At 66.7% G+C, this 16,777-nt stretch carries 11 protein-coding genes; 9 read left to right on the top strand and 2 right to left on the bottom strand.

From position 1 onward, the window contains the following. Positions 1 to 4: 4 nt before the first annotated feature. The 9 genes from E4P42_RS08855 (at position 5) to E4P42_RS27380 (ending at position 13,217) form a co-directional block, all read left to right on the top strand. Entirely contained in the window at positions 5 to 1,495 is a 1,491-nt protein-coding gene (locus E4P42_RS08855; protein WP_135125193.1) for an aldehyde dehydrogenase family protein, read from the top strand. 19 nt (positions 1,496 to 1,514) lie between these two features. Beyond that, positions 1,515 to 3,050 (top strand): APC family permease, encoded by a 1,536-nt coding sequence (locus E4P42_RS08850; RefSeq protein WP_135125191.1) that lies wholly within the window; start codon positions 1,515 to 1,517, stop codon positions 3,048 to 3,050. Further along, positions 3,043 to 4,566: a GMC family oxidoreductase gene (locus tag E4P42_RS08845; protein ID WP_135125188.1), complete on the top strand. Its 1,524-nt coding sequence runs from the start codon at positions 3,043 to 3,045 to the stop codon at positions 4,564 to 4,566. Before E4P42_RS08850 ends, E4P42_RS08845 begins: the two co-directional genes overlap by 8 nt. Before the next feature lie 51 nt (positions 4,567 to 4,617). Then, the gene (locus E4P42_RS08840; protein WP_135125277.1) at positions 4,618 to 6,393 is read left to right on the top strand and encodes a putative nucleotidyltransferase substrate binding domain-containing protein; all 1,776 of its coding nucleotides are present in this window, start codon (positions 4,618 to 4,620) and stop codon (positions 6,391 to 6,393) included. 10 nt (positions 6,394 to 6,403) lie between these two features. Continuing rightward, entirely contained in the window at positions 6,404 to 7,192 is a 789-nt protein-coding gene (locus E4P42_RS08835; RefSeq protein WP_135125186.1) for an IclR family transcriptional regulator, read from the top strand. Between the two features lie 92 nt (positions 7,193 to 7,284). Further along, entirely contained in the window at positions 7,285 to 8,643 is a 1,359-nt protein-coding gene (gene pafA, locus E4P42_RS08830) for a Pup--protein ligase (protein ID WP_135125183.1), read from the top strand. 188 nt (positions 8,644 to 8,831) lie between these two features. Then, a complete protein-coding gene (locus tag E4P42_RS08825; protein ID WP_245233949.1) occupies positions 8,832 to 9,665 on the top strand; it encodes a hypothetical protein in 834 nt (277 codons plus the stop codon). A gap of 283 nt (positions 9,666 to 9,948) precedes the next feature. After that, the gene (locus E4P42_RS08820) at positions 9,949 to 10,905 is read left to right on the top strand and encodes a hypothetical protein (RefSeq protein ID WP_245233948.1); all 957 of its coding nucleotides are present in this window, start codon (positions 9,949 to 9,951) and stop codon (positions 10,903 to 10,905) included. Positions 10,906 to 12,365: 1,460 nt separating this feature from the next. Then, on the top strand, positions 12,366 to 13,217 hold the full coding sequence (locus E4P42_RS27380; RefSeq protein WP_245233947.1) for a secretion protein EccK: 852 nt from the start codon (positions 12,366 to 12,368) through the stop codon (positions 13,215 to 13,217). Between the two features lie 167 nt (positions 13,218 to 13,384). Here E4P42_RS27380 and E4P42_RS08810 read toward each other — a convergent pair whose 3' ends face one another. Together E4P42_RS08810 and E4P42_RS08805 are read right to left on the bottom strand one after the other, a co-directional pair. Continuing rightward, positions 13,385 to 14,203 (bottom strand): hypothetical protein, encoded by an 819-nt coding sequence (locus E4P42_RS08810; protein WP_135125172.1) that lies wholly within the window; start codon positions 14,201 to 14,203, stop codon positions 13,385 to 13,387. A gap of 127 nt (positions 14,204 to 14,330) precedes the next feature. Beyond that, positions 14,331 to 16,625: an EspA/EspE family type VII secretion system effector gene (locus E4P42_RS08805; protein ID WP_135125170.1), complete on the bottom strand. Its 2,295-nt coding sequence runs from the start codon at positions 16,623 to 16,625 to the stop codon at positions 14,331 to 14,333. Between the last annotated feature and the right edge of the window lie 152 nt (positions 16,626 to 16,777).

The raw sequence follows: 16,777 nt of genomic DNA, 5'->3' as shown, positions 1-16,777 counted from the left end.
ACCCATGGACGGTGAACCGGACCTCTACATCGGGGGGTCATGGCGGCATGCGTCCGACCGCGGCACCCGCGACATCGTCAACCCCGCCGACGGCAGCGTCGCCGCCACCGTCGACGAGGCGACACCCGACGATGCCCGCGCCGCCGTCGCCGCCGCCCGCGCCGCGTTCGACGACGGCGCCTGGCCCGCCACACCGGTCGCCGACCGTGCCGCGCTGCTCGACCGCGTCGCCGACCTGCTGATCCGCGACAAAGAACGGCTTGCCCTGCTCGAGACCCGGGACACCGGTAAGACCCTGACCGAGAGCCGCATCGACATCGACGACGTCACCTCGGTGTTCCGCTACTACGCGCGGCTGGTGGCCGTGCAGTCCGACAGACTCGTCGACGTCGGCGATCCCGCCATCGTCAGCCGCGTGGTCCGTGAACCGATCGGCGTCTGTGTGCTGATCGCGCCGTGGAACTACCCCCTGTTGCAGATGTCCTGGAAGGTGGCACCGGCCCTGGCCGCCGGCTGCACGATGGTGCTCAAACCCAGCGAGGTCACACCGCTGACCACGATCGCGTTCACCCGCCTGATCGAGGAGGCCGGTGTTCCGGCGGGCGTGGTGAACCTGGTGCAGGGCAGCGGCGCCACGCTCGGGTCCGCGCTCACCGACACCTCCGAGGTCGACTTCATCTCGTTCACCGGCGGTGTGGCCACCGGACGCACCATCGCCGAGACGGCGGCCAAGCACGTCACCAAGGTGGCGCTGGAACTCGGCGGGAAGAACCCCCACCTGGTGTTCGCCGATATCGGCGACGGGGAAGCGTTCGACACCGCCGTCGACCACGTGCTCACCGGTGTCTTCCTGCACTCGGGGCAGGTGTGTTCGGCGGGCACCAGGCTGATCGTCGAGGAGTCGATCGGCGACGACTTCGTCGCCGCGCTGGCCGCGCGGGCGGGCAAGATCCGCGTCGGGGACGGCATGGACCCGGCGAGCGAGACCGGGCCGCTGGTCTCCGAACAGCACCGCGAGAAAGTCGAGCGCTATGTGGCGCTCGGCCTCTCGGAGGGCGCCACGCTCGTGTGCGGTGGGGCCCGGCCGGACGACCCGGCGCTGGCGACCGGCAGCTACTACCTGCCCACGATCTTCGACCGGTGTGACCGGTCGATGCGGATCGTCACCGAGGAGACCTTCGGCCCGATCCTGACGGTGGAGCGGTTCACCGACGAGGCCGAGGCGGTCGCGCTCGGCAACGACACGGAATACGGTCTCGCGGCCGGGGTGCGGACCTCCGACCCCGCGCGGGGCGAACGGGTGGTGCGGGCATTGCGGCACGGCACCGTATGGCTCAACGACTTCGGCTACTACACCGCGGCGGCGGAGTGGGGTGGCTACGGCAAGTCGGGTAACGGACGCGAACTCGGACCCACCGGGCTCGCCGAATACCAAGAGATCAAACACATCTGGCACAACACCGCACCGCAGGCCGCCGGCTGGTTCAAGGGCTGAACCCCGAGAGGACACACAGATGGTCATCAAGGAACCGCACGCCGACAGCGGTCTGGACGATTTCGGCTACCGGGAATCGCTCGACCGCAGCATCGGCAAGTTCGCCAGCTTCGCCGCAGGAGTCAGCTACATCTCGATCCTGACCGGCACCTTCCAGCTGTTCTACTTCGGCTACGGCACCGCGGGACCGGCCTACCTGTGGTCATGGCCGATCGTGTTCGTCGGTCAGATGGCCGTGGCGCTGTGCTTCATGGAGCTCGCCGCCAAGTACCCGGTCGCGGGATCGGTCTACAACTGGAGCAAGAAACTGGCCAGCCGGCTGGTCGGCTGGACGTCGGGCTGGCTGATGCTCACCGCGTCGATCGTCACGATCTCCGCGGTGGCGCTGGCCTACCAGCTGAACCTGCCGCGGCTGTGGAGCGGGTTCCAGATCATCGGCGACGGCAGCGGCGAATACGACTACGCCGCCAACGCGGTACTGCTCGGCACGGTGCTCATCGCGTTCACCACGCTGGTCAACGCGCTCGGCGTGCGGCTGATGGCGATGATCAACAGCAGCGGGGTGTTCATCGAACTGATCGCCGCTGTGCTCATCGCGTTCCTGCTCGCCATCAACATCCAGAACACCCCCGAGGTGTTCTTCTCCAGCAACGGATACGGGGCCGAAGAGTCCATGGGCTTCCTCGGGGCGTTCCTCATCGCCTCGCTGGCGTCCGGATACGTGATGTACGGCTTCGACACCGCGAGCTCGCTGGGGGAGGAGACCGTCGAACCGCGGCGCACCGCACCCAAGGCCATCGCCCGAGCCATCCTCGCCTCGTTCGTGATCGGCGGCGCCATCCTGGTGTTCGCGGTGATGGCCGCCCCGAATCTGCAGGACCCGCAACTCGGTGAGAGCTCCGGCGGACTGCAGTACATCGTCGAACAGGTCATGTGGGGGCCGCTGGGCAAGATCTTCCTCGCCTGCATCGTCGTCGCCGTCACCGTGTGCTGCCTGGCGGTGCACACCGCCGCGATCCGGCTGACGTTCGCGATGGCCCGCGACAACGCGCTGCCGTTCGGCGAGAAGCTCGCCACGGTGCACCCGAAGACCCAGACCCCGATCGTGCCCGCGGTGACCATCGGCATCATCGCGGTGATCATCCTGGTGCTCAACATCGCCAACACCCAGATCTTCACCGTGCTCACCTCGATCGCGATCATCATGATCTACCTGGCCTACCTGATGGTCACCGGGCCGCTGCTCAAGAAGCGCCTGCAGGGCCAGTGGCCGCCGAAAGATCTGAAGGAGGGCGGCTACTTCACCATGGGCCGCTGGGGGCTGCCGGTGAACATCGTCGCGGTGGTGTGGGGCATCGGGATGGCGCTCAACCTGGCGTGGCCGCGCGCCGCGGTCTACGGCGAACCCTGGTACAACACCTGGGGCGCATTCGTCTACATCGGCGTCATCCTCGGCGCCGGACTGATCTGGTACGCCGTCAAGGGCCGCCACCACATCGGCTGCCTCGAGTCCCACGCCGCGACAACGAAAACCGAGGCTCGCCTCGATGGCTGACACGGGCACGTTCGATTACGTCATCGCCGGGGGTGGGACCGCCGGATGCGTGCTCGCCGCCCGGTTGTCGGAGAACCCCGGCGTCACCGTCTGCCTCATCGAGGCCGGGCCTACGGATGTGGGCGACGACAACATCCTGGTGCTCGACCGGTGGATGCACCTGCTCGACTCGGGATACGACTGGGACTACCCGATCGAACCGCAGGAGCGCGGGAACTCGTTCATGCGGCACGCGCGGGCCCGTGTCCTCGGCGGATGTTCGTCGCACAACTCCTGCATCGCGTTCCATCCGCCGGCCGAGGCGCTCGACGAGTGGGTCACCATGGGCGCCGCCGGCTGGGGCGCCGCCGAGATCCTGCCGCTGACCGACCGGTTGACCAAAACGGTGCTCCTGCGCGACGTCCCGCCCGAAGATCCCTGCGGGACTGCGGTTCTCGAGGCGGCCGCGGCGGTCGGCATCCCCACCGTCGCGTTCAACCGCGGCGAGACGGTCCGCAACGGGGCGGGCTGGTTCCAGATCAACGCCGGCGAGGACGGCCTGCGGAACTCGACGTCGCACGCGTTCCTGCACCCGATACTGGGCACCCGGCGAAACCTCGAGGTGCGCACCGACTGCTGGATCGCCGAGATCCTGTTCGACGAGGCGTTGCAGGCCACCGGGGTGCGCTATCAGCGGCCCGACCTCACCGGCTACGACGCCGTATCCGCCCGCCGCGAGGTGATCGTGTGCGCGGGCGCGATCGACACCCCGAAGCTGTTGATGCTGTCGGGGATCGGGCCGACCGCGCACCTACGGGAGATGGGCATCGCGGTGCGCGTCGACTCGCCGGGAGTCGGCGCGAACCTCGATGACCACGTCGAAGGCCTGGTGTTCTGGGAGGCGTCGCGGCCGATGGTCTCGACGTCGACCCAGTGGTGGGAGATCGGGCTGTTCACCACCCTGGATGACGGTGCCGCACAACCCGACCTGATGATGCACTACGGCAGCGTTCCCTTCGACATGAACACGCTACGGCGCGGCTACCCGACCACCGACAACGGATTCTGCCTCACGCCCAACGTCACCCAGGGCCACAGCCGCGGCACCGTGCGGTTGCGCACCCGCGACTTCCGCGACCGCGCCCGCGTCGACCCCCGCTACTTCACCGACCCCGACGGCTACGACGAGCGGATCATGCTCGCCGGGGTGCGGCTGGCCCGCCGGATCGCCGAGCAGGCGCCGCTGGCCGACTGGGTGGCACGCGAACTCGCCCCCGGCCCCGACGCCACCACCGACGACGAACTGCTCGACTACATCCACCAGTGCCACAACACCGTCTACCACCCGGCGGCCACCGCGCGGATGGGCGCGGCCGACGATCCGATGGCCGTACTCGACCCGCAGCTCCGGGTCAAGGGAGTGACGGGACTGCGGGTGGTCGACGCGTCGGCGATGCCGAAACTGCCTGCGGTGAACCCGAACATCACGGTCATGACGATGGCCGAGAAATGCGCCGACCTGATCCGGGGAGTCTGATCACGCGTGGCCGTCCGGGCCTTCCTGGCCGAGCACACGCCGTTCCAGTCGATGGCCGGCGACGACCTCGACCGGTTGGCGGAGGCGGCGACGGTCGAGGAGTTCGGGCCCGGTGCGGTCGTCGCGGACTACACGCACCGCGTGCCGGATGACGTGTGGATGGTGGTCACCGGGCAGGTGACGCTGCACGCGTCCGCCGACGGATCCGTCATCGACACCGTCAACGCGGGCGGGATCTTCGGGTACACGCCGCTGCTCATCGGCGGAGGGATGCCGTTCGAGGCGCGCGCCGGGGTCGCCAGCACGCTGCTCCGGCTGCCGGCTGCGCTGGTGCGCACCCAGCTGGCCAGCCCCGCCGGACTGGCGTTCCTCGCGTCGTCAGCATGGCAGGCGACCACCGCCGACCGGCCGACGCTGGCGGCCACCACCGACGGTCAACCCGTCGGCGAGCTGGTCCACGGCGACGTCCTGATCGTCGACGCGCAGACCACGGTGCGCGACGCCGTCGTCCGGATGACCGAACGCCGGGTGTCCTACGCGCTGATCCGCCGCCCTGACGGGGCGCTGGGCATCTTCACCGACTGGGATCTGCGGGCCCGCGTCGTGGCCGAAGGTCTGCCGGTCGACATCGAGATCGGCCGGGTGATGAGCGCCCCGGCCCGCACCGTCACCGCCGACCTGACCGCCGAGACCGTGCTGATGGAGATGCTCGAGCGCGGGGTGCGGCACATGCCGGTGCTGACCGGGCGCGGCATCGTCGTCGGCGTGCTCGAGGACGCCGACCTGCTGGCCGCGTCGGCGCGTCAGAGCTTCACGCTGCGCCGCGCGATCGGCGCCGCCGCGGACGCGCGCGCCCTGCAGCGCGTCGGGCAGCGGGTGCAGGGCATCGCCGCCGAACTGTTCGGGAACGGCACCAAGGCGTCGGCCACCAGCGCGATCCTGTCGGTCATCGTCGACAGCCTGGTGCGCCGCGCCCTCGAGGTGGCGCTGGCCGAATCCGGCAGCGCCCCGGCCGACGAATTCGCCTGGCTCACGCTGGGCAGTGTGGCGCGCCGCGAGGCGATGCCGTCGTCCGACGTCGACAGCGCGCTGAGCTGGCATCACGAAAGCGACTCGGGTGCAGCGGTGCTGCGCGACATCGCCCGGCGTGTGCACGCCATCCTCGACGGGTGCGGGCTGCCGTCGGACCGCAACGGGGCGGTCGCCAGCACGCCGGCGTTCTCCCGGTCGGCCGCCGACTGGTCGGCCGCGGCGCAGGGTTGGCTGGACGATCCGCTGCGCGACCGCGGGCTCATCCTGTCGTCGCTGCTGATCGACGGCCGGGTGGTGTGGGGCGACGCCGCGCTGCACACCGTGCCCGCCGCCTACCGCCGCATCGGTGAGCGGCATCCCGACGCGCTGCGCCTGCAGCTTCTCGACGCGCTGTCCGGGCGGGTGCGGACCCGGTCGCTGCGCGATGTGCTGGCCCGCCGCGGCGGTACCTTCGACCTCAAAAACCACGCGATATCGCCGATCGTGAACCTGGCCCGCTGGGGCGGGCTGGCCGCCGGGCTGACGACGGCGACGACGCCCGCCCGGCTGGCGGCGGCCGCGCAGGCGCGGGCGATCAGCGAGCAGGACGCGACCACGCTGTGCGACGTGTTCCGCATGCTGCAGCGCCTGCGGATGACCCACCAGGTCGACCAACTCACCGCCGGCCACACCCCGAACGACGTGATCACGATGTCGGAGCTCTCACCGCTGCACCGCAGCCTGCTCAACGACGGCCTGCGCGAGATCGCGGCTGTGCAGCGGCGGGTGCGCCAATCCGGGATCCCACCCGTTTAGGCTGACGCCGATGCCACAGGGAGATGACAGGCCGGCCGCCGCGGTGCAGTCCGTCGACCGCGCACTGGTCGTGCTGGAGATCCTGGCCCAGACGGGGCAGGCCGGCGTCACGGAGATCGCCGCGGCGCTCGACGTGCACAAATCGACCGCCTCCCGGCTGATCGCGGTGCTGGAGTCCCGCGGCTACGTCGAACAGGTGTCGGGGCGCGGCAAATACCGGCTCGGATTCGCGATCGCTCGGCTGGCGCGCGCCAGCAGCGGGCACCTTGACCTCGGCCGGCTGAGCCAGGACGTCTGCGACGACCTCGCCGAGGACCTCGGCGAGACGGCCAACGTGGCGATCCTCGACGAAAACCGCATCGTCAACATCGTCGAGGCGATCGGACCGGGGGAGATCACGCTGCGGACCTGGGTCGGCCAGAGCTGCCCGGCGCACGCGACTTCCAGCGGGAAAGTGCTGCTGGCCGGCCTGGACGTCGCGGAGGTGCGCACCCGCCTGAGCGATCCGCTGCAGTCCTTCACCCCAGCCACCATCGGCACGCTCGACGATCTGGTGGCCGAACTGGCGGCGGTACGGGACCGCGGCTGGGCCAGCGTCACCGAGGAGCTGGAAGTCGGGCTCAACGCGGTCGCCGCGCCGGTGCGCGATGCGGGCTCACAGGTGGTGGCGGCGCTGAGCGTGTCGGGCCCGTCGTACCGCATGGGCGAAGAGAAGTTCGGCGACGTGGCCAAGCGTGTCACGGCCGCCGCCGACGCGATCAGTCGCCGGCTGGGATGGATCGAGCCCGATACGGCCTGACGTGACACCGCCCCGTCGCGGTGTCAATGGGCGCAACGCCCGGCGCACCCGTTGCGCGCCGTACGCCGCGACGAACCCGTAAGCTCGATGACGTGCAGCGACGAATCATGGGCATCGAGACCGAATTCGGCGTGACCTGCACGTTCCATGGTCATCGCCGGCTCAGTCCGGACGAGGTTGCCCGCTATCTGTTCCGGCGCGTGGTGTCGTGGGGCCGCAGTTCGAACGTCTTCCTGCGCAACGGCGCGCGGCTGTATCTCGACGTCGGTTCGCACCCCGAGTACGCCACCGCCGAATGCGACAACCTGATCCAGTTGGTCACCCACGACCGGGCCGGTGAGCGGGTCCTGGAAGACCTGCTGATCGATGCCGAGCAGCGGCTCGCCGACGAGGGCATCGGCGGCGACATCTACCTGTTCAAGAACAACACCGACTCGGCGGGCAACTCGTACGGCTGCCACGAGAACTACCTGATCGTGCGGGCGGGGGAGTTCTCCCGGATCTCCGACGTCCTGCTGCCGTTCCTGGTCACCCGCCAGCTGATCTGCGGCGCGGGCAAGGTGCTGCAGACGCCAAAAGCGGCGACGTTCTGCCTGAGCCAACGCGCCGAACACATCTGGGAGGGCGTGTCCTCGGCGACCACGCGATCGCGCCCGATCATCAACACCCGCGACGAACCGCACGCCGACGCCGAGAAGTACCGCCGCCTGCACGTCATCGTCGGCGACTCCAACATGTGCGAGGCCACCACGATGCTCAAGGTGGGCACGGCGTCGCTGGTGCTGGAGATGATCGAGGCCGGGGTGCCGTTCCGCGACTTCTCGTTGGACAACCCGATCCGCGCGATCCGCGAGGTCAGCCACGACCTGACCGGGCGGCGTCCGGTGCGGCTGGCCGGCGGCCGGCAGGCCAGCGCGCTCGACATCCAGCGCGAGTACTACTCGCGCGCCGTCGACTACCTGCAGACGCGGGAGCCGAACTCGCAGATCGAGCAGGTGGTGGACCTGTGGGGCCGCCAGCTCGACGCGGTGGAATCGCAAGACTTCGCGAAGGTCGACACCGAGATCGACTGGGTGATCAAGCGCAAGCTCTTCCAGCGCTACCAGGACCGCTACGACATGGAGCTGTCCGACCCGAAGATCAGCCAGCTCGACCTGGCGTACCACGACATCAAGCGTGGCCGCGGGGTGTTCGACCTGCTGCAGCGCAAGGGCCTCGCCGCGCGGATCACCACCGACGAGGAGATCGAGGCCGCGGTCAACACGCCGCCGCAGACCACCCGGGCCAAGCTGCGCGGGGAGTTCATCAGCGCCGCCCAGGAGGCCGGGCGCGACTTCACGGTCGACTGGGTGCACCTCAAGCTCAACGATCAGGCGCAGCGCACGGTGCTGTGCAAGGACCCGTTCCGGTCGGTCGACGAGCGGGTCAAGCGGCTCATCGCCAGCATGTAGCCCTTCCGGATCGGCTGCACATTTGGTGCAGTGTGGGTGGACCGTGCTCAGGTAGCATTTGCTGGAGTATTCGTTGACGGTTGGCCGATACGTGTCTTGAAGCGGGTGGGGGTTCGATCTTGTCTGCGGCACACTTGCTGGGTGTTCCGGAGATGAGGCTTCGCGCGCTTGGTGATGGGGGGGCGTCGATGACCGAGCTGAGGGTGAACACCGGCGAGCTGGCTAACGGGGGCAATGGTCTGGCCGAGGGCGCGCGGGCGATTCCCGAGCCGCTGCAGCCTCTGGTGACGTCGGGCACCGATGCGTTGTCGCTGGCACTCAATGCGCGGACCAACGAGATCGAGCAGCCCCTGATCGAGGGCATGCCCAAGACCAAGGCCGAAGCGCTGGCGACGGCGGAGAACATCATCAGGGCCGCCGGGATGTACGAGCAGACCGATCAGGAGATCGCCGACCGGATCCGCAAGGCGCTCGACGAGCTGGACGGGGCGGGAGCGCCCGGTGCCGGGGTTTCCGGTGGCGCGTCCGGTGCCGAGGGAGCTGCCGGGGCGGGCGGCGGTGCGGCGCCGGCGGCGGGTGGTGCGGATGCCATGGGCCAGATGGGTCAGATGTTGGGCATGCCGCTCCAGATGGCGCAGCAGGCCGCGCAGATCCCGATGCAGCTCGCCGGGATGGCGGCGTCGATTCCGCAGCAGATGATGCAGGGTCTCCAGGGCGGAATGCAGCAGATCGGGCAGATGACGGGTCAGCGGAGCGAGATGGGCGGCAAGGACGACAAGGATCGGCGCGAGGAGCTCGAGGACCGCGAGCGTCCTGACGAGCGGTCCGAACGGCCGGAGCCGGAGCGGGCGCCGGAGGGCGCCGCGGCCGGGGATGGCGGCGGCGAGCGAGCACCCGAGTATGTGCCGCGACATGCCGCGCCGGAGACACCGCCGGTGGAGCAGGCGCCCGAAGCTGTGCCCGTTCCGCCGAAGCCGGCGCCGACGCGACCCGCAGAGGCCGACCCGTCGATTCTGTTGTGACAGTGACTGTTCCTGACGCAAAGGTGCGCTTATGACGATGCCTCCCCCTCCCAACCCGTACGGCGGACAGCCTCCGTATGGCGGTCAGCCACCGCATGGTGGGCAGCCGCAGTGGGGAGCGCAGCCGTCGTGGGGTGGGCAGCCGCCGGCGGGTGATGCCAGTGGGCAGTTCGGGGGTCCGCCGCCGTGGGGGCCGCCGCCGCAGCAACCGCAGTGGGGTGGTCCGCCGTCCGGCCCGCCGCCGGGCAAGGGCGGTAAGGGCAAGTGGATCCTCGGCGGGCTGGTGGTGTTGCTGGCCGTCGCGCTGGCGGTGACCATCACTGTCTTGGTGACGCGGCCGGATCCGGATGGCAATTCGCCGGCGGGGCCGGGCGACGATCAGGCGTCGGAGTACGCAAGCGCGGATGACACGGGGCCGGTCAACATCATTACGGAAGATCCGACGTGTGATGCGTGGGGACGGATCAGCCGGTCATACAGCGATTCGGCAGCCGCGGCAGGTTGGGCGGAACGAGACGATTCAGTGCCGGCGGCTGGTTGGAATGTCGAACAGCGGCAGATGTACGAAGTTGTTGGCGAATCGATGGCGACGGCTGCGGATGCAGCGGTCAACCTGACGAAGGCGACACCGCATCGAGTGATGCGCGAGCTCTACGAACAATTTATCGCCTACGCCGAGGACTTCACAACGCGTCTCCCCGATTACGTACCGACCGACGGAAAACTCGCTGTAGTAGTAGATAGTCTTTCCTCGGCTCTGGCTATGATCTGTTCCGCAATTGATTTTAATTCCGCGGAAGCGCTGGCCCCGTTAGTCGAGCCGTCTCCGACGCCTACCGAAGTCGCACGGCCTCCTAGTGAAGCTGCTGACCGCGAGATTTTCCTTGAGTCTCCTATCGGAGTTTGCGCTGCGTGGGAAGTCGAGGCTGAGGCTTTCTCGTCGAAGGTCGTAGGGTGGCAAGCGATCGACTCAAACCTCTCGGCCGCGCAATGGTCTCCGGAGCAGCGCAAAACGATTGAAGACACTGTACCCGTGATGCGGGCAAGTGCCCAAAGGCTGCAAGAGTTGGGGGGAAGAAGTGGGAACGCAACATTTGAAGATATGGCCTATCTAGCATCCCGTTATCGCGCAGCGTACGCTGCAGGACTTCCCAACTACTCCAGCGCCGACAATTTCGTTTCTTCGGCGGCCACCTACCTTGTGAATTTCTTACTCTCCGCGTGTCAGGCGTCTGAGTGATAGGCGGAGGCGCAGGCAAGCCGAAGCCCATAGGGCCGTACGCGGGTGAGATGACAGGTTCCGGTGCCTGGCCGGAGGTTGACGAAAGCGTCTTCACCGAGCGCGCCAACACCTTGGAGCAGATCCGATCAAGCTTGGAAGGCGCCCGGGATACATTCGCGAACCATAGCGCCGCGATCTTTAATGGCCCCTTCGTATGGAACGGGAATGCTTCGATCAAAGCCGCTGCTGAAGTTAACGAGCATGCCCAATCGATGCGGTCATATGATCAGCGACTCCGAGATGCGGTCACTTGGTGCGCAGATGCTGCGAACGGAATCTCGTCGCTCAAAGATGGCATTGCCGAGAATGTACAGGCAGCTCAAGATCAGATATCTCGGCTCGAAAGCGAGGCGGCCGCCAAGAACCTCGACGCGACAGCCGCTGTCAGATCGTTTGTAAATGGCAGATACCTCGAGAATCTCAACGCCGTAAATGGCCTTGCTGAGCGCTTCGGCGGGAAACCGACTTCGCCAAAGGTGCCCTTTGATGAGACGGAAATCAAAAGCTCGGAGAACAATGGCGACGCCCCCGGTGACGGCAATCCGCTGGCAACGTTCACTGCCAAGCCGCTGGACATGACAAAAGTGTCGTCGCCGACCTCGGGCCCATCGCCGGTCCAAGCGCCAACGGCTACACCCGCTTCGCATAAGCCGATGGATATCGCCCCACCGGAAGCCCCTGTGCCGGCCCCCGTACCAGAGGTAGCGCCTCCTCCGCCGAGTTTTGTGCCGAAACCGACCGATGTGCAGCAAGTTGGAGCGCCGGTCGCAGGTCCGGCTTACCCTGCCCCGACCGGCGGAGGCGGCGGCGCTCCACGGCCGCAAGCACCGACTGTGCCCAGTGTGCCGTCGACAACCGCAGGTAACGCCCCGAGTGCGCCTACGTCGCCGCTAGCAAGCGGCTCCACGAGCGCTCCCACCATGGGCAGTGCAGGGATCTCAGCAGGAGGCCTCAGCTCCGGAGGGGGTGCCTCATCTGGGGGGAGCTCGTTGGACGGGTTGTTCGGTGACAGTCCAGCCTCTGGAGGCGACGGCTCGGCCGTGGATACTGGTTTCGACCCATCGCAGGCCAGCGCCGCAGGCGGCCCTTCAAGCGGCTATGGCACACCGCCGCCCATTCAAGCTACCGCCGAGGCACTTTCGAACATCGGGCCAGCGATTCAGCCGGCCGCTGCGGCGGTGCCGGCGCCCGTCGCCCCTCCGCCGGTCGACACGGCAGCCACAACGGCATCCGCTCCAGTGAGTACCAGTGCAGCGAGCACACCGGTCACGCCGCCGTCGACACCGCCGTCGGCAACTCCCGCCGGTCCTCCCATGTCAGGTGGTGCTCCGGCCATGCCGCCGGGCATGCCATTGGGGCCGCCTCCGACGCCGTCACCGGCCGCACCGGTCGCGCCGGCTTCGGCGATGCCACCGCCCGTGGCGCCTGCCGCACCGAACGCCGCGTCTGTTGCCGGTGCACCCGCGCCGGTGCCGGTATCGGCCGCGCGGGCGGAACGGGATGCCATTGCCGGTTCGATGCGACGTCAGTCCAGCGGTGATCCGGTGCAGGTTGCTCGCCGGATCGGTGCCGCGTTGAACGCGTATCGCTCGATAGATTTCGGGTTCTTCTGGCTGACCGGCGTGACGAAGGAGGGGACGCTCCTTGTCGCGAACAGCTACGGCATTGGCTACATCCCGGACGGGGTGAAGCTGCCCGAGCAGGTGAAGATGGTCAGCGCTGATGAGTCGATTCCCCTGGAGGAGCGGGCGAAGTGGGCGACGTTCCCGATGCTGGCCTTACATGGCTGGGCACAGCATCACGACACGGCGCTGCGTGCGGTGGTGGCGACCGCCGACCAGTTCGACGGGTTCGACCCGGGCGCTGCGCGGGTCATCCTGCAGCCCGACGACATTCCGGAGAAGGGTGACATCGCCGGCCGCTCGAGGCTTGAGATCGTCGCCCCGAACGCGGTGAAACAGCTGAACTCGGTCAGCGACGCATCGCTTGGTGATCTGCTTCCGCCTGCGCCGGTCGATGCCAATGCTCCTGAAGACAAGTCGATGTCGCTGTGGTTCGACGTGATGAAGCCGATGATGAGTACGGCACCTGATCGGGGCGGCGCGCATCTCGCGGCCATGGTTATTTTCGCTGACCACGCCCAAGTGCTGGCGGTGCACCGGGCGCAGACGGCGACCGACGCGGAACTACAGCGCGCCGCTATCGCCGACTGGGTCTACTGGCAGCACGTCAGCGTCATGTGCGGCGACGCTATTGCGGTAAAGCACTAGCCTCTAACGCAGCGTGTCCGGCCGTCCACCTAGGCAAGCGGGCGTCCGTCTGTCTGCTTGAAGGAGCCAAGCGGGAGGATCAGCGCTCGTAGGAAGGTCCCGAGTCTGTATGGCCATCCTGCAGACGCAATGTGTCGCGCACTGGTGTGACGGTCAATTGCAGCGGTTCACGCATTAGCGATTCGTTGATAATTGTCATTGAAGTCGGCGATCGCTGCACTGACGGCTGGATAAGCCGACAGGAAATTGGAGAGTTGGGCTGCATACAGACTCGACTGCGCGTTGTCGACGCGTCCGGGCGAGATCAGCGTTCCTTGTGGATCGAAGAACTGGGCGCTGATCCGAGGATCACTGCCGCGGACCATCCGGGACACGACCGCGTATTCCAGCTGACTCTTCGGGCCTGATAGCGAGACACGGCCGCCCTCACCGTCTTGCTCTACTCGAGCGATCAATCCCAGCAGGCGGCCGGCGAATTTCGTTTCGCCGCGCACGGAGCCGGTGATGGGAGCTGCGGGGTCGGCTGCGGCCTGATCTGCGAAGGCTTCTTCGTAACGGTCAACGCGCTGCCGTGCTTCGGCGACGAAGCCTTGGCCTGCCGGACCTGCCGAGTTCATCGTCGAGAACAATGAGGCGGTTCGCGGCATGTCACTGTCGGGCGCATCCAGCGGTGCGAAACCCGTTGTGCCCGCGGGATCTCCGACCATGGCTCCTTGGTAGGAAATGAGTGCAGCAGCGAGCGACTCGAACAGAGCCGGGTTGCGACCTTCGCAGTCACGCGTTGCATCCGGATGCTCCGCGAAGAACTCAGCCACCGAATGTGCGATCTTTCCGGCCGCTTGCGCGGAAGGCTGATCCGCACCGTCGACGGCGGGACGAATCCACGTGAACAGACCTGCTGGTTCAGCGCCGTCCTCAGGCCATTCGTAGCTGCAAGTCCGCTCGAGGAACGAGGCGCCGTCTTCTCCGGTAACGACTTCCGCCACCGCCGCTGGGTCGTCCCCCGCCGGTAGCGCCGGCAGCTCAGGTGCGCAGGAAGTAACGAGGATTAGCGACGCCATAAAGGCGAGCAGGATCCGAGCGCCCCGGATTATCGATGACCGGCTCATCTGCTTATCCGCCCGGTTGAATCTGAGGGATCGAAGGGAGCCCATGAAGCATCAGATATGTGGTGCGATAGTTGGTGACTGATGCGTTCAACTCCGGATGGGTGGTCGCCAGATAGTTGGCGAGTTGTGTGTCATAGGCGCTCCAGTCAGCGGGGCTGATCGTGTTAGGGGGCTTCAGCGCGCCCGTTCTCTCGTCGAAGAACCGCGGGTCGATGTAGCCGGAATTCGGATCAGCGAATCGGCTTGCTACCTCGTACTGCACGTTCGTGGCGCTGTGCTGCGCGTCCTGTTGCGTGGCGCTCAGGCCGATATCGGTTACGTAACCGGCTTGAGGATCAATCTTGAAGTCCGTCCTCTCGGGCGGGGGTCCCAGAAGGATGTTGTCCGCCTGGCCGGTGATCAAGTCTCCGCCGGGTGCGTAAGACGCCACCTGATCGATTATCTCTTTCTTCCAGTTGTACGAGGCTTCTGCCGCTGAGAAGGCCTGTTCCGCGTTCATACGACCGTTTTGAATGCTCGACGCTAATTCGAGGTGTTGGCCGCCGTTGATCGCGCCCAACAATCGGGCCGAACTACTGAGGTCGTCCAATCGACTGTCGGTCGTGCGCAGGTCGGGGTTCTCCGCGGCGAGATCTCCGAAGGAGTGCTGCAGACCGAGGACGTGGCTGTAGGCCGCCTTATTGAACTCTCTTGCGGCGTCCTCATTCGAATCGATCACGGAGAAAAGCTGCTTGGTCACTTGCATATCGCTGCCGAGATCTTCGAGTGGCTGGAAGCCGTGAGGCTCGACGCCTTCCCCGACCATGGCGAGTTGGTACGGTTGCAAGCCTGTTGCGAACGACTTCACGAGCTCAGGATTGAGTTCACCGATCTGCTGGTTGCCGGGGAGATTAAGAAGCTCCGGACCGTGATTCGCGAGGTAGGTCGCATACTTTTGCGCTGTCTCCGCGGCGATCTGTCCGTCGGGGCCAGTAGTGCTCGCAGTCCACTCGAACAGGTTCCCCGCCGCCTCCCCGTTGTCTATCCATGCGCGGTGAGTGATGCCTTCCATGAATTCGTCGGGATCAACGCCTTCAATACCCGAGCTTCCGCCAGCAATCGCACTGTGAATAGCTTGGTGGTCTGGTGCCACCGCGTCGAAGACATTCGACACCAGTGGGTCGAGCACCTGAGGGCGCCGGTCGTCAGGGAGGGTGGCCTCCTCAGCGCTCTGTTGCCAGCCGGGAGACTCCATGATGTCCGCGGTTTTTCGCAGCAACCCGCGATCAATCTCGGTGCTTGTTTGGAAGCGGTCGTCGCCGTCTTTCACGATCGCTGCGATCTGCTCAAGCCTTGGCGCGCCAGCCGAGCCGGGCGCTTCTAAGGTGTCACGAACATCTTTCGGTAGCTGGTCAAATCCGCCCTTAACCGGCACGCTGGGGTCGTCTAGGGCGCCTACCTCCGTCTCAGTCTTGGGGAAGGTGACGTCCGGGTCGCTCACCAACTGCCACGAGTCGCCGATGATGTCCTTGTGGTCGCCCAGTCGTTGCTCGACTTCGCGGAGGCGATCCACGCTCATGCCGTGTTGCTGGGCCTGCATCTGACTGAGGTACGAGCCCTGCTCGGGGCTCAGCGGCTGACCCGGCCAAATGGAGTCGAGCACCGCGTCAACACGACCAGCGGCCTGCGCATCGCCAGATAAGGCGTCTTGAACATCCTGCTTAGCGCGCTCTTGGAACTCCCCTTCTTCTTTCTTCTCGTCTTCGTTGCCCAGCGCTTCTGCTTCGCCGTCGCCTTTGTCCTCCTTGATGTCGCCGGCGAATCGGATGGTCTCCTTGAGCGAGTCGTATTCCGAGGTGATGGCGCCGATGTTCTGACCGATGGTGTTGGACTGCTTGTTGGTCTGCTCGACAACTTCGGTGAGCCGCCCAAGTCCGGCTTTGGCGATCTGCAGCTCCATCTGGTGCCGCTGCTTGCCGGGCGGGAGGCTGTTGACTGCGTCGGTCACCCATCGCTTGACGCTGTTGAGATTCTGCCGGCCGGTCGCCACCACCTGAGCGGAGTTGTCGACCTGCTGGGCGATCTTCTGGTCGAGCTGGGCGAGCTGGGTGAAGACGGCTTGGTGGTCGGTGTTGGCCTTGTCGTAATTCGACGCGGCCGCCCCGGACCACTTCGAGCCCGGCGCCGCCGACGACAGCCCGGTGCCGAGCCCGGTGAGCTGCGAACTGTTGTCGAAGTCCGCGCCCGACTGCGGGCTGCCCTGGCCGAATGTCTGCCGCGCGTTGTTCCAGTTCGCATAGAAGCCGCCGACTGCACTCACTGCCGCGCCACCCACCCCCGCAACCCCATTTGCTCAGTATCTCCCAGACCCGATGACGTCGGTGTCACGAATCCGACCCGACCGGGGACTATGGCAACCGGCAATGTCGAACGCGTCGCACTGACCTTGATAGCGGCCCGACGGCGGGACTC

Source organism: Mycobacterium sp. PS03-16 (genome assembly GCF_004570325.1).
Classification (GTDB): Bacteria; Actinomycetota; Actinomycetes; order Mycobacteriales; family Mycobacteriaceae; genus Mycobacterium.
Note: the sequence above shows the minus strand (reverse complement) of the source record. Positions and strands in the feature narration are given on the sequence as shown.